General features: G+C 46.8%; 10 protein-coding genes. 9 read left to right on the top strand and 1 reads right to left on the bottom strand.

All coding sequences use genetic code 11. The annotated features are described in order from the left end of the window. Positions 1-16: 16 nt before the first annotated feature. The 3 genes from L8G48_RS07160 (at position 17) to L8G48_RS07150 (ending at position 5018) form a co-directional block, all read left to right on the top strand. Positions 17-1324, top strand: a complete 1308-nt coding sequence (locus L8G48_RS07160; RefSeq protein WP_248263920.1) for an alkaline phosphatase — start codon at positions 17-19, stop codon at positions 1322-1324. A gap of 123 nt (positions 1325-1447) precedes the next feature. After that, positions 1448-3532: a polyphosphate kinase 1 gene (gene ppk1 / locus L8G48_RS07155; RefSeq protein WP_248263919.1), complete on the top strand. Its 2085-nt coding sequence runs from the start codon at positions 1448-1450 to the stop codon at positions 3530-3532. After that, complete coding sequence (locus L8G48_RS07150; RefSeq protein WP_248263918.1) at positions 3510-5018, top strand: Ppx/GppA phosphatase family protein; 1509 nt, start codon at positions 3510-3512, stop codon at positions 5016-5018. Before ppk1 ends, L8G48_RS07150 begins: the two co-directional genes overlap by 23 nt. A gap of 69 nt (positions 5019-5087) precedes the next feature. Here the strand turns inward: L8G48_RS07150 and L8G48_RS07145 are convergent, their stop codons facing one another. Then, positions 5088-6260 (bottom strand): DcaP family trimeric outer membrane transporter, encoded by a 1173-nt coding sequence (locus L8G48_RS07145; protein ID WP_248263917.1) that lies wholly within the window; start codon positions 6258-6260, stop codon positions 5088-5090. Positions 6261-6444: 184 nt separating this feature from the next. Here L8G48_RS07145 and acs point away from each other — a divergent pair, with 184 nt between their 5' ends. Genes acs through L8G48_RS07115 form a run of 6 tightly spaced genes read left to right on the top strand, consistent with a single transcriptional unit; the run spans position 6445 to position 15276 of the window. Beyond that, positions 6445-8385, top strand: a complete 1941-nt coding sequence (gene acs / locus L8G48_RS07140; RefSeq protein WP_248263916.1) for an acetate--CoA ligase — start codon at positions 6445-6447, stop codon at positions 8383-8385. Between the two features lie 21 nt (positions 8386-8406). Continuing rightward, the gene (locus tag L8G48_RS07135) at positions 8407-9039 is read left to right on the top strand and encodes a response regulator transcription factor (RefSeq protein WP_248263915.1); all 633 of its coding nucleotides are present in this window, start codon (positions 8407-8409) and stop codon (positions 9037-9039) included. Next, positions 9036-12494, top strand: a complete 3459-nt coding sequence (locus L8G48_RS07130) for a PAS domain-containing hybrid sensor histidine kinase/response regulator (protein ID WP_248263914.1) — start codon at positions 9036-9038, stop codon at positions 12492-12494. The genes L8G48_RS07135 and L8G48_RS07130 overlap by 4 nt, the downstream gene beginning before the upstream one ends. 13 nt (positions 12495-12507) lie before the next feature. Further along, positions 12508-13509, top strand: coding sequence for a UDP-N-acetylmuramate dehydrogenase (gene murB, locus L8G48_RS07125; protein ID WP_248263913.1), 1002 nt, complete (start codon positions 12508-12510; stop codon positions 13507-13509). Then, on the top strand, positions 13506-14501 hold the full coding sequence (gene birA / locus L8G48_RS07120) for a bifunctional biotin--[acetyl-CoA-carboxylase] ligase/biotin operon repressor BirA (RefSeq protein ID WP_248263912.1): 996 nt from the start codon (positions 13506-13508) through the stop codon (positions 14499-14501). The genes murB and birA overlap by 4 nt, the downstream gene beginning before the upstream one ends. Then, positions 14488-15276: a type III pantothenate kinase gene (locus L8G48_RS07115; protein ID WP_248263911.1), complete on the top strand. Its 789-nt coding sequence runs from the start codon at positions 14488-14490 to the stop codon at positions 15274-15276. The genes birA and L8G48_RS07115 overlap by 14 nt, the downstream gene beginning before the upstream one ends.

The following is a 15276-nucleotide window of genomic DNA, read 5'->3' as shown; positions in this document are numbered from 1 at the left end:
AAAAAGGAGTTATGGTATGACACTTAAAGCATTAGTGGCTGGTATCGGGCTGGCTATAGCATCAACTGTGGTGCACGCAGAAGAGCAAAAACCCAATATTATTTATATTATCGGCGATGGTATGGGGTTTGAATTTATCACGGCCTACCGTTACGCCATGTCTGATCTGGATAGTAAAACCATCGCAAAAACTGAATTTGATGCCACGCTCAAAGGCGCATCAACCACTTACCCGGACGATGATACCTGGGTGACAGACTCGGCTGCGGCAGCAACAGCTTTGGCAACTGGTGTGAAAAGTTATAATGGTGCTATCGCTGTAAATTCCGACAAATACCCACTGCAGACCATTATGGAACTGGCGCGTGAAAACGGCTGGTTAACGGGCTCTGTATCCACATCGCAAGTGAACCATGCAACTCCGGCTTCCTTCTTCACTCACCACCCGTCTCGTTACGAATACAATCAAATTGCGGATAAAATTGCGACTCAGGTAGTTAAAGGCGACCCGTCATTTGATGTGATGCTAGGCGGTGGGGAAAGTTTCTTTAACCGTGACGAGAAAAACTGGCTGGAAATTTTGCCGCAACACGGTATGCAAATTGTTACCGATATGAGCCAGCTGAATTCAGTTAACACGCTGCCGGTTATGGGGCTGTTTGCGGAGAGAGGCCTGCCTTATGCTATTGATGGTAATGTTGACGCTTTGGCTGATATGACCAGCACCGCTCTGCGTTTACTGGGTAACAAGCAGCAACCTTTTGCCTTAATGATTGAAGGCAGCGAAATTGACTGGTGTGGTCATGCCAATGATATTGCCTGTGCAGTGCACGAAATGGATGGTCTGAATCGGGCATTGAAAGTTGTGCGCGAGTATCGTGAAAATAATCCGAATACGCTGGTCGTTATGACGGCGGATCACTCAACCGGTGGATTAACCATTGGACGTGATGGCGATTATGCCTGGTATTCTGACCGCGTCATGAATATTGAAAGCTCTATTGCTTATATGAGTAAAGAAATGCTTGGCATGGACTCAGGTAAATGGGCGGAGTATGTCGCTAATAAAGTCAACTTTGAACTGACTCAGGAATATATCGACGAATTAGCCATTGTAGCCGAACAAGAAGGCGAAGAGCGTGAAGATGCGCTGCACCAGGCACTGGTTTATATCACCGCAGATATTACCGGTACCGGCTGGACGACCAGCGGACATACCGGTGTTGATGTTCCTATCTTTGCAACCGGTCCGTACAGCGAAAACTTTGTTGGTTATATGGACAACACCGATATTGGTAAGCAGTTAATAAAAGTCGTTAAATAACCTTCCTTTAAAAGCTAACGTCGACAGTCGTGTTTTGTGACACGACTGTCATATTAATGTCATATAAATTGCATTCTAATACGTTAGGCTATCGATATGATGCGTTTTTGCCATTTTTAACCTATGAAATTTTTTAATAAAGAATTAAGTTGGCTTTCCTTTAATGAACGAGTGTTGCAAGAGGCGGCAGACAGTCATGTTCCGGCAATTGAGCGTATCCATTTTTTGGGGATTTTTTCCAGCAATATGGATGAGTTCTTTCAAGTTCGGGTGGCAGATGTAAAGCGTCGTATTTTCTTTAGTCAGGCAGTTGAAGAGCGTGAACATTACGAGCATTTGATGGAGCAGTTGCAGCAAAAAGTTGCACGGTTACAAAAGCGCTTTGATGAGGTACTGGAAGAGGTCCTGGAAACCTTGCGGGGAAATGGCATTTCTCTATTGAATATTGAGCAGCTTGATGACGAGGAAAAGTGCCGACTCAAACGATTCTTTAAAGACAAAGTACAGCGTTTTATTGTGCCTATATGGGTCAATGGTAAAGGAAACCTGGCTAATATTGTTCGTGAAGATGAAACCTACCTTTGTGTCGAAATCGTCAATGGCGATGAAAAGCATTATGCCTTGTTGGAAGTGCCCTCTGATCAGATAGATCGTTTTATTCAGTTACCCACAAACGGCCGCAGCAAACAACATAAAATTTTGTTTTTAGATGATGTGCTCCAGTTAAACTTAAACGTTTTATTTCAGGGGATCATTCCATTTGAACAATTGCGCGCGTTTTCGTTTAAAACCACTCGCGATGCCGAGTATCGACCCTCAGATGATATCGAGCAAAGCTTACTTGAACGCATGGAAGAGGGGTTAAAACAGCGAATAAAAGCAGACCCAGTGCGTTTAGTTTATGACCGGGCAATGCCTGAAGAAATGCTCGATTTTTTAAGCAAAAAGCTGGAACTCACTCAGTTTGATTCGTTCGTGGCGGGTGGGCGTTATCGCAATACCAGGGACTTTGTTAAGTTTCCACACCTGGGTAAAACCTCTTTAATTCACAAAGAGCTGCCGTCGTTATTTCATCCGAAGTTCTCTAATTTTGAGAATGTGTTTGCTGCCATCCAAAAAAATGATATCGCGTTGTACTATCCGTACTATCGTTTTTCTCACTTTACCGAATTTGTCCGACAGGCTGCTTATGACCCTAAGGTAACCCGAATTTCAATGTGTATTTACCGCGTGGCGCCAAATTCCCGGGTAATTCGCTCTTTGATGGACGCGGTACAAAACGGCAAACACGTTACGGTTATGGTCGAGCTTCAGGCAAGGTTTGACGAAGAGGCTAACATTGAGTGGGCTAAAGAATTAACCGACTCAGGTGTGCGGGTCAGCTTTGGTATTCAGGGGCTTAAAGTACATTCAAAATTGGTTCTGGTGCATCGAAATGAAGGTAACCTTGACCGTCGTTATGCAGTGATTGGAACCGGTAACTTTCATGAGGGAACCGCGCAAATTTATACCGACTTTAGCCTTTTTACTTGTCAGCCTGATATTTGTGCCGATGTTGAATCGGTTTTTCATTATCTTGAACAACCTTATCGAGCGCACAACTTTCATCATTTGATGGTAGCGCCGGTGAATATGCGCCAGAGAATTAATGAGCTTATTGAGTTTGAAATAGAGCAAGCCAAAGCGGGTAAGCCGGCTAAACTGTTTTTTAAAGTCAATAATCTGGAAGATGAACATTTAATTATTCAGCTTTACCGGGCATCCCGGGCTGGCGTTAAAATTCAGGGCATTGTCCGGGGTATGTGCTCTTTAAGACCGGGAGTGGAAAATCTTAGTGAGAATATCGAAATTCGGAGTATTGTTGATCGTTATTTAGAGCACGCCCGAGTGTATGTTTTTGAGCATGGTGGCAAAGAAGAAGTCTTTATAGCTTCTGCCGATTTAATGACTCGTAATCTTGATCATCGTGTAGAAGTTGCGGCTCCTGTCTATGACCCGGATGCCAAAGCTGATATTTTGAAGATAATTGCGTTGCAGTGGCAAGATAAAGCAAAATCTCGCCTAATTGACGCCGAACAAACAAACCGATACTGCTTTGAAGCTGAGCGCAAGGTCTTAAAACCGCGTGCTTTGGTTCCTTCTCAGGTGGCCATTCATCGTTGTCTTAAGCGGCGTGAGAGAGTGTATGAAAGCCGGAAAAAAGAATAATAAATCGTCGCCTCAGCAGTTTGCAGCTCTGGATATTGGGTCTAATAGTTTTCATTTAATTATTGCGCGGTTGGTTGAAGGGCAGCTTCAGCCCATTTTTAAATTCAAGCAACCCGTACAACTTGGAGAGGGCCTTTCTAATCGCCACTTGAGTGATGCTGCTGTTTACCGTGGTGTTGAAGCGCTTAGGCAATGTGCTGTGCGGCTAGAAGGTTTCGAGCGGGACACGGTTAAGGTTGTAGCGACACATACATTGCGTAAAGCTAAGAATCGTAAAAAGTTTTTAGCTGAGGCGGCAAAGGTACTACCTTTTCCTATAGAGGTTATTTCAGGCCGTGAAGAGGCCCGTTTAATTTTTTGTGGGGTAGCAGAAACCAGTTCTGAATCTGGCTCTCAGTTGGTTATTGATATTGGTGGCGGAAGCACTGAGTTTGCTGTTGGCAATAAGCGCCAGCCTAACTTTTTAAGCTCCAGAAGTATTGGTAGCCTGGCTTTTTCGCAAGAATTTTTTGCATCCGGAAAAATCACTCAAAAGCGTTTTCACAAAGCGATTGTATCTGCCCGACAACACGTTGAACCGATAGCGAATTATTTAGCGGATAACCCAATACAGAGCGTGTTTGGTACCTCAGGAACAATCAAAGCCATTTATCAATGGATTGTGAAACGCGATGGTGAACAATCAATGGGAATTACCCAAGCGCAGCTGGAAGCCTGCCGCAATGATCTTATCGCCGCTCAATCAATAAAAAACTTAAATAAAGAGTGGGTATCGGCCGAGCGGCGTCAGTCAATTGCGGGGGGCGTTGCTGTGCTACTGGGGATTTTTGAGGAACTTGAAATTGAACACCTGATTCCTCACGACGCGGCGCTAAGAGAAGGCGTTTTATACGAGTTAGCGGGTGAAGTTTTACTGCATCAGGATGTACGTGAACGCACGATTAGCAGTTTGGCACAGCGCTACTCGGTCGACTCTGCGCAAGCTCAACGGGTGCTGTCGACGGTTCAGCAAATCTGGCGTGGTGTGGCTGAAGGTTGGGGGTTGACCGGACACGATTTAGAAGTGCTGCTAGAAGGTGCTGCAAAGTTGCACGAGGTAGGCTTGAGCATTAGTGCCAGTGGCGTACAAAAACATTCTGGATATATTTTGGCCCACGCTTATATGCCAGGTTTTAACGCCGAGGAGCAACGCTTTTTATCGACTGTCGTCCGCTTCTTTCGCAAAAAAATTCAGACCACCGAGTTTCCTGATTTGATTCTTTTCAGCCACAACCAGCTGATTAAAATGGTTATTATTATGCGTTTGGGAGTTGTTCTAAATAGTGACCGGCAGAGCAGCATGTCGCTGGAGAGCGTGATTATCGACGGGGGTGTTTTGAAACTGGTATTGAACGGTCCGGCTAAAGAAGATTCAGTGTTAGCAATGCAGCTTGAGGGTGAAGCGAAGGTCATACAACAGCTGGGTTACGAGTTGTTGGTCTGTTAAAAAATAGAGGCACAAAGTCAGGTAATTTCTTTGTGCCTCTGTATAGATTAATGATGCGCTTTTAACCAGTTAGAATTTATACATCGCCATTAATTGCAGGCGGTTCAAATCACCATCGTCATTAGCTTCTGTCTCGCGGTTTGCCTGTGAAATTTCTGCGCCAAAAGTCAGGTTCGACGCGGGTGAATACATCAGGTTGAACGCCAGACGTTGTGTGTATTCGGTCATATCGCCTGCTAGCGCAAGTAGTTCACCATCGTTGTCGGCCCAGCCTCGCGAATAAACAACATTAGAGCGCAGTTTCTCGGTCCAGAAATGGCGGTAAGCGAAAGAAACACCGGTAGAATCAATAGCTTCTAGCTCGCCGTTACTGTCAATGTAGGCACCGTTCCAGGTGTTAAGACCTAAGTAGCGACCTAAACCATAACCGGTTGTGATTGAGGCACGAATGTCATCCATACCAAAAGTGTATTTAGCACCAAAGCTGACACCATATCCGAAAGTGGTTTCGTCGTCGCCAGTTTCAGTCACATCGTAAGCGAGTTGACGCAGGAGTGCCGACGCCTGCCAGGTTAGGTTGTCTGCTTTACCGGTATATTTAAAGGTAACATCCGGAATAAAGCCGTCGCTGGATACTATGCGGCCGCCGCCAGCAGGGGTTACTGTGGTTTCAGGGTTTTCGATTGAAGCACTGAAACCACCCGAGGTATAGCGTATTTGCGCCTGACGGTTAAAGATAATACCGTCGGTAATGCCGATGAAGTCGACCGATTCTGCCAAAATATTCAGATCCTGGAAGTTAGACCAGGTTTGACCAAAGGTCCAGTTACCATATTTAAGAAACGCCTGGCGCAGACGCGGGTTGTATGAGTTTGAAATACGTTCGTCGCCATCTGGAGTCAACTGAAAGTCCATTTCAATATGACCGGTCAGTGTTTCGCCATTATCTAGCTGGGTCTTGCTGGTCAGGAAGAAGCGTGACTGACGTGCATGGAAATCTGTGGCTAGATCATCGCCGTTACCATCAACAGGAGTAATACTCGGGATGTATTGTTGACGACCGATGTTTGCGCTGTCAGGGGCCAGTCCATCAGCGTAATCAGATACCAACATATCCAGTTTTACGTAACCGCCAAAATCGATATCTGTTTGGTCAGCCTGAGCCCCTAAGCTCATAACACTCAGAATAGCCGCGCTTGCTGCGGATAAAGTGAATTTCTTTGTGGTACTTGTTTTGGCCATAGTGTTCTCCCCTGTCAGCCAAGTGTTCGTTTTTTGATTGTAGATTTTATAATTACGCCGAATATACACGCCGCTAATTTTCGTTAACTGGTCAATTTTTATCAATCTAGACTATGGTCTAATAGTGTCTTAACGCTTTAAAACGTACAACGGTTACCATCTTGCGAATAAGGAGGAAGAGGTAATGTCGCAACTGTATTCAGTGCCTGAACATATCAAAACAAAAGCTAAAATTGACAATGACGGTTATAAAAAACTTTACCAACGGTCAGTTGATGATCCTGAAGGTTTTTGGAGTGAACACGGACAGCGAATGACTTGGTTCACGCCTTACTCCAGAGTTAAAAATACCAGCTTCGAATTGGGCAAAGTCAGCGTTAAGTGGTACCAGGACGGCACTTTAAACGCTTGTTATAACTGTGTCGACCGCCATCTTGCCGATAAAGCCGATGAAACCGCCATTATCTGGGAAGGCGATGACCCTAGTGTAGACAAATATATTAACTACCGCGAGTTGCATAAAGAGGTATCCCGTTTTGCTAATGGCCTGAAAAAATTAGGTATTGGCAAAGGCGATAGAGTAGCTATTTATATGCCGATGGTGCCCGAGGCAGCATACGCTATGTTGGCTTGTGCGCGCATCGGTGCGGTGCATTCGGTTATCTTCGGTGGCTTTTCACCTAATGCCATTGCTGACCGCATTAACGATTGCCAGGCTAAGGCTATTATTACTGCTGACGAAGGTCGACGTGGCGGCAGTACCATTGGCTTGAAAGCTAATGTGGATAAAGCAATAGCGGACGATGCCTGCCCATCGCTGGAGCATAGCATTGTGTGTCGAGTCACTGATGCCGATGTTGACTGGACGCAAGGGCGCGATGTTTGGTGGCATGAGTTAGTCGGCAGCGTGAGTGACGAATGCCAGGCCGAAGTGATGAACGCGGAAGATCCGCTGTTTATTCTGTACACCTCTGGTTCGACGGGTAAACCGAAAGGTGTGGTGCATACCACCGGTGGTTACATGGTTTATGCGTCAATGACTCATGAGTATGTGTTTGATTATCAGCAAGGTGACGTATATTGGTGTGCAGCCGATGTTGGCTGGATTACAGGCCATTCCTATATTGTTTATGGACCACTGGCAAATGGTGCGACAACTCTGATGTTTGAAGGGGTTCCGACCTACCCGGGGGTGGGTCGCATTGGTGAAATTATTGATAAACACAAAGTAAATATCTTATACACCGCACCAACGGCTATTCGCGCGTTAATGGCGAAAGGGGATGAAGCTGCTAAAACATCAACTCGTGAAAGCCTGCGTGTACTGGGGAGTGTGGGTGAGCCCATTAACCCTGAAGCCTGGGAGTGGTATCACCGGGCTATTGGTAACAGCAAGTGCCCTATTATGGATACCTGGTGGCAAACCGAGAACGGCGGTATTTTGATTACGCCATTGCCCGGAGCTACCGATTTGAAGCCGGGCTCTGCGACTCGCCCATTTTTTGGTATTGAACCGGCATTAGTGAACAGTGAAGGCATTATCCAGGAAGGCGAAGCTGAAGGCGGTCTGGTTATTAAAGAGTCGTGGCCGGGGCAAATGCGCACGCTGTGGGGCGATCATGAGCGCTTTGAAAAAACCTATTTCTCGACTTTTAAAGGTATGTACTTCAGTGGTGACGGAGCGCGTCGTGACGCCGATGGTTATTATTGGATAACCGGACGTATGGACGATGTACTGAACGTTTCCGGTCATCGTTTAGGTACCGCTGAAATTGAAAGCGCATTGGTGGCACATAAAGCAGTAGCAGAGGCCGCTATTGTTGGATACCCGCATGACTTAAAAGGTCAGGGCATTTACGTTTATGTGACGCCGGTAGAAGGTGTTGAAATAACAGACGAACTGACGAAGGAACTCCGTAACTGGGTGCGCTCTGAGTTGAGTCCAATTGCAACGCCCGACCTTATTCACTGGACAACCGGTTTGCCCAAAACCCGTTCCGGTAAAATCATGCGTCGTATACTGCGTAAGATAGCAGCTAATGAACATGAAAACCTCGGTGACACCTCTACGCTTGCCGATCCAAGTGTGGTAGATTCTTTGATAGAAAATCGAATGAATAAATAATGTCACTTAATTTGGAATCTCATGGCGAAATTTTTAATCGCAGATGATCACCCATTGTTTCGCGAGGCGCTGCAGGGCGCTCTCGCGAATTATTTTTCTGAGCTGACTTTGCGCGAAGCAGAAGATTTAGACTCAACCCTGGCGGCGCTAAACAAAGACGACGATGTCGATTTGTTGTTACTGGATCTGCACATGCCCGGTAGTGGCGATTTATACGGTCTTATTCGCGTAAGAGAAGACTACCCCTTGTTGCCTGTCGCTATTATTTCCGGCAGTGAAGAGTCCTCAATTGTTGCTAAGTGCATTGGTTTTGGCGCCTTGGGTTTTATTCCAAAGTCATTACCCTCTGCTGAAATTGCCGAAGCCATAGGCACTATCTTGCAGGGTGACACCTGGGTTCCGAAAGAAACCAGGGAACGGCTGGATACTATTTCTGATGAAGACCAGCAGCTGGCGCGTAAGGTTTCCGAACTCACACCGCAGCAATACAGAGTCTTGCACTTTCTGCACGAAGGACTACTGAATAAACAAATTGCTTATCAACTGGGAATAACTGAAGCAACAGTTAAAGCGCACATTACTGCAATTTTTCGAAAACTGGGCGTTTACAGTCGTACCCAGGCAGTTCTGGTGGCTGAACGCCTGCAGTTATGACCTGGTTACTGATATTCGCCTCACTGGCTTATGTGATTTTTCTGTTTGCAGTTGCCACCTGGGGTGACCGCACGGGGTCCTGGGCTAATAAAATGAGTCATAAGCCCTTTGTCTATTCCATGTCACTGGCTATTTACTGTACCTCCTGGACTTATTACGGTGCGGTGGGCAACGCAGCGGTTGATGGCTGGGCCTTTTTTCCCATACTACTGGGGCCCATTTTACTGTTTTTATTTGGCTTAAGCATTCTGGAAAAACTGGTTTTAATCAGTAAACAGCAAAATATCACCTCTATTGCTGATTTTATTTCTTCCCGGTTTGGTAAAAGGCGGCGGTTGGCTGTCGTGGTCACCGGCATTGCTGCGGTTGCCATCATTCCCTATATCGCTCTGCAATTAAAGGCTGTAGGTATTAGCTTTGCCGTACTGACGGAAAGTTCCGGAATGATGGCGGAGTTCTCAATCAAAGAGTTAGGAGCAGCGGCCCTGATGGCGGTGTTTGCTATGCTGTTTGGTACACGTCATGTTGAGGTGACTGAGTATCGCAGCGGCATGATGCTGGCAATTGTGGTGGAGTCCATGATTAAACTGGTCGCTTTGCTGGCGGCGGGTATATTTGCCTGGTCACTGATCCATGGTGATGCGCAGTCTGATTTAATCAGCTCATTTAATGATATCAGTAAACCTCAGTGGTCTTTTGCCGCGCTTGGCGAATTTGAATTCATCGTCCAAACCTTCATGGCGGCGGGCGCTATTCTCTGTTTACCCAGACAGTTTCACGTAGCGGTTGTGGACAACGTGGATGTTCGGCATTTACGTACTGCCCGTTGGGGGTTTCCATTGTATTTGGCGTTAACTGCCGCCGCTATAGTACCTATTGCTATCGCCGGTAGCTTTTATTTGTCAGCAAGCTCCGACGGTTCAACCTTTGCCTTGCAGCTACCACTGTTAAAAGATCAGTTGTGGCTATCTTTGGTTGTTTTCATCGGTGGTATATCGGCTGCTACGGCTATGGTAATTATAGCCTCCGTTACCTTAAGTACCATGATCACCAATGATGTGATCATGCCACTTTTGCTGCAGCGGGAATCGCGTTTGCCGCTAAAACACAGACGCCGTGAATACGACAGAGCTCTGCTACTCATTCGTCGGGTAGCTATTGCTGTGACCATGGTTCTGTCCTTTTTGTGTTACTACTTTTGGGCGGCACGAACAAATCTGGTTAGCATTGGTTTGCTGGCTTTTTCATTGGTTTTACAGTTGCTGCCGGCGTTACTGGCTGCACTGTATTGGCGTAAAGGTCATGCGCGCGGTGTCTATGCCGGGTTAGCTGCAGGCTCAGTAGGCTGGGTTATGGCGGTACTCATTCCTCTTTATACCAATACGCAGCTAACGGACGTTGAAATTATTACCCGCGGAACCGTGGTTTCACTGGGTCTTAATAGTTTCAGCCTTATTGTTTTTTCACTATTAGCAAAACCGCGTTTAGTGGACCGCATTCAGTCAACCGCCTTTGTTAAACCCAGAGCCGCGCTTCCCGACTTACATCTGAACAAAAATGGCAGTGCAACCAACGCAGATATGTTGTTGCTGTTAAAAACTTTTCTGGGGGCTGAACGTGCCCAACAACTTATGCAGTATTATCAACGCCCGGAGAATACCGAACTTAAGCTGGAAGACGTTGCTGAAAAGTCATTTATCAGCTTTGTTGAGCGGGCGATTGCCGGTGTGCTGGGGTCAGCGACTGCCCGTTCTTTGATCGACGCCGCGTTGCGCGATAAACAACTGAACCTGGAAGAAGTGGTTCACTTTTTTGATGATACAACCCAGGCACTGCAAACCCAGCAATCCATTTTGTTCAGTTCATTGGAGAACTTAGCGCAGGGCATTAGTGTGGTCGATGCGGAATTGCGTTTGGTTGCCTGGAATAAGCGCTATCTGGATTTATTTGAGTATCCGCCGGGCATGGTTAAACCGGGACAACCTATTGCCACGCTTATCCGTTATAACGCTGAACGTGGTGAGTGTGGCCCGGGCAATGTCGATGAGTTGATCAATAAGCGTTTAGGCTATATGCAGAGGGGCTCAGCGCATCGGTTTATTCGTCGAAGAGCCGACGGCCGGGTGATTGAAATGGTGGGGAATCCGTTACCGACCGGCGGGTTTGTTACCAGTTTTACTGACATTACCTCGCATGTTGAAACGCAGCAGGCACTGGAAGATGCCAATATTGATCTTGAGCAAAGGGTTGATGTTCGCACACAAGAAATCCGGGAGATTAACCAGGAACTCACAGCCGAGATTGACCGTCGACGTCAGGTTGAAAAGGAATTAAACAAAGCCAAAGGTGAAGCGGAAGCTGCAAATGCCTCGAAAACACGTTTTCTGGCGCTGGCCAGTCATGATATTTTACAACCTTTAAATGCAGCGCGGTTATACCTTTCGGCCATTCAGGAAAAAGAACTGTCGGAACGTAACTTATCTTTAGTCGGTAAGCTGGACACGGCATTAGGGTCAACAGAGCATCTCTTATCCACCTTGTTATCCATCGCTAAAATGGATCAGGGGGCATTAAAACCGCAGTTTCGCCATGTTCAGTTGAGTTCGGTGCTGGACCCATTAGTTGAAGAATACGCAGTGTTGGCAGAACAGCGAAAACTGGATTTTCGTGCTTTTTACAAAGACAGACCGGTGTCTACCGACCCGACCTATTTGCGCCGAATTGTGCAGAACTTTTTGTCTAATGCAATAAAATACACGCAGCAAGGCAGTGTTCTGTTGGGGGTACGTAAGCGCGGAGAACAACTTCAAATAGCGGTATGGGACACCGGGCCCGGCATAGCGGCACAGCAGCAAAATAAAGTATTTGATGCTTTTTACCGTGTAAAAAATCAGACGGTTGATGGGGTTGGTCTGGGGCTGAGTGTCGCTCAACGCATGGGTGAACAGTTACACTGTGAGGTGCAGGTTGAATCGGTTGAAGGTAAAGGTTCGTGTTTTTCAGTGAGGGTACCTTTAGGCAATGCCGCGCAAGTGCTCAGCAAGTCCGCTGCACAGCTTGAAGACGCACCTTCTGAACGTTTACAGTTGCTGGTGGTCGATGACGACAATGAAAACCTGAGCGCTCTTAGTGCCTTATTGAATAAGTGGGGATGCGAAGCTCTGACCTTTAACAGTTACCGCAAGGCGCGGGCTTATGCAAAAGAGCACCGCGGTGATAAAGCTCCTCAGGGACTCTTATTAGATTATCAGCTCGGCGATGGTGATGGTTTGAAATTGGCCGGGGAGTTACGTCATATTTGGCAACAGCAAATACCAGCAGCATTAGTAACAGCAATGCGTGACGATGCGGTTAAGCAGGCGGCGCGCAAAAATGATCTGCAATTTTTACCCAAGCCGGCGAAACCTGCCGCACTAAAAGCTTTTTTAAAGTATATCAGCACCCGAAAGTCATAAAAGGAGTCATAAGTTGATTGAACTTGCTGAGCGACACACATTCAGGCTGCCGACCAAAAGTCGCTCGTTAGTTGAACTGAACAGCAGTGATGATATTGAACAACTGTCATTTGAGGAGCCTTATTATTTGCTGGGCGAGGGCAGTAATACCTTGTTTGTCGATGACTTTCAGGGGACGGTTATTTGTAACCAGTTGCTTGGTGTTTGTATTGAAGAGCAAGATACGGACTACCTTGTAACAGCGGCTGCTGGTGAAAACTGGCATAACTTTGTTACTGATTTGCGGGCTCGTAACATTGATGGACTGGAAAATCTGGCTCTGATACCGGGTTCAGTAGGTGCGGCACCTGTGCAAAATATTGGTGCTTATGGGGTGGAGGTTTCGACCTTTATTGAGCGGCTTACAGCGTGGGATATTAAAGAAAAATGCTGGGTTGAAATGAGTCGGGATAGTTGTGAGTTTGCCTATCGCGACAGCGTGTTCAAGCAACATCCGGGGCGTTGGCTTATTACATCGGTGGTTTTTCGATTACCCAAAAACTGGCAGCCCGTTACTCATTATTCTCCTCTTACTGAATTGAGTGGTAGTGTGAGTGCGCAGAAAATTTTCGATAAAGTGATTGAGGTGCGCCAGCAAAAACTGCCGGATCCTAGAGTTATACCGAATGCCGGTAGTTTTTTTAAGAACCCGGTTGTTCCTAAAGCTCAGCTTGATGACTTACTGAAAAAATGGCCGGCTATGGTCTACTTTCCGGTTGCCGGAAACCAGGTAAAGGTTGCTGCAGGTTGGTTAATTGAGCATTTGGGATTAAAAACCGAGACCGTTGGTGAAGCTGCGGTGAATCCAAATCAGGCCCTGGTACTGATTAATTGTGGGCAGGCCATTGGTGGTGATGTTACTCAACTGGCTTTAAACATTATGAAACAAGTGGCTGATGCAAGCGGAATTATTTTGGAGCCTGAGGTTCGTTTAGTAGGAGAGCAGGGTCTTATCCAATTGGTGCTGGAAAAATGAAGCAGGCGGAACGTCTTGATCAGTTGATTCGCTTACTTGCCAATGGCGAATTCCACTCCGGACAGGCAATTGGTGAGTCATTGTCGATATCCCGCGCGGCGGTTAATCAGCACATTCATAAACTGGAAGAGCTGGGACTGGAGTTGTTTTCAGTCACCGGGCGGGGCTATAAGCTCGCCCGGCCTATTGAACTGCTGCAGGCCGCCGCTATTGAAGAGGAAACACCAACAAAGTGGCGCAAAAAACCGGGCTTTGAGGTGCGTTCAGTGGTTGACTCAAGTAACGACCAGGTCAAGCTATTGGCTCAGGATGGCACTGTAGACGCTGGCTTTTCTATTTTCGCGGAAGCGCAAACGGCGGGGCGCGGGCGTAGAGGAAAACACTGGTTTTCACCCTTTGGCAGTAACCTCTACTTTAGCGTTTATTGGCCATTGGAAGACGGTATTCATGGCGCTATGGGGTTGAGTCTTGCGGTCGGTATTGCTTTGGCGGAATGTTTTACCGAGTTAGGTATTGAAGCGGTAAGCGTAAAATGGCCAAACGACGTGTATATTAACGGAAAAAAAGTGGCCGGTATTTTGGTGGATTTGGAAACCTTACCGGAAGGCGCTGCGCACAGTATTATTGGTATGGGTATTAATTTAAGAATGCCGGAGTTTGTCGGAAGGAATATCGATCAAGCCTGGACGGATCTTAACTCTGAGTTACCGCAGTTGGTTTCACGTAATTGCATTGCAGCACAGGTCAGGTCTTCAGTATTGTCTGCGTTGCAGCAATATGAACAGTATGGGTTGGCTGCGTTTCAGCAAAGCTGGCGGCAGTACGATTGCTTTTTAGATAAACCGGTAAAGCTTATTATGGGACAGCGAGTGTGTTTAGGAACCTGTCGTGGCATTGACGAAAATGGTGCGTTGCTGGTGGAAGACGAACACGGCGTACGCCGTTATTTTGGTGGTGAAGTTTCATTAAGGGCTCAAGATGCTATTAATTGATGCAGGTAATACTCGCAGTAAATTTGCCTGGTGGAATACGCACACAGACGAGATTGAAATGCTGGGTGCCATCTCTCATCAGAGCTGGCTGAATGACCTGAGCCAACCGCTGAAAGACTTATTGCTGGAAGTGGTAAGTGGCCGGCAAATACAGCATGAACAACAGGCTATTGGCTGCAGTGTCGCGGCGGTTCAGGTAATGGATACATTGAACAGTTCACTGGCTGAGCTGGGCATCAACGTGCTCTGGCAAAAGACAAAAACAGAGCAGGCTGGGGTAATAAACGGTTACAACCAGCAACCTGAACGTTTGGGGGCTGACCGCTGGATGGCATTACTGGGTTGTCATGAGCAGGTAAAAGCGAATGCCTTGATAGTGGATGCCGGCACGGCTTTAACCATCGACTGGCTGACCGCTAAAGGTCAGCATATGGGCGGCTGGATAGTGCCCGGGCGGCAGTTAATACTCAATGCTCTGGGTCAGGGAGCGGCTAACTTAAAAGGCATAACGGTAGATGATATTGGGCGCGATGGGCTTGCTGCGGGTAAAAATACTTATGACGGTATTGCGCAGGGAACCGAAGCGGCATTGACCGGCGCTATTGCACAGGCCATTCATTTATCTGCCCGTTATTTTTCTGAAGAACCTTTTGAAATTGTTGTTACCGGGGGCGATAGCGAGCACTTAATGCGAACTTTGTCCTGGGCATTTCGTCGTTACGACGATTTGTTATTTAAGGGATTACGGCTCTGTGCCGATAACCTGAACATATAG

The sequence above is a fragment of the Idiomarina aminovorans genome (assembly GCF_023155095.1).
In the GTDB taxonomy this organism is placed as follows: Bacteria; Pseudomonadota; Gammaproteobacteria; order Enterobacterales; family Alteromonadaceae; genus Idiomarina; species Idiomarina aminovorans.
The sequence above is the reverse complement of the archived record's forward strand: the minus strand, read 5'-3'. Positions and strand labels throughout refer to the sequence as shown.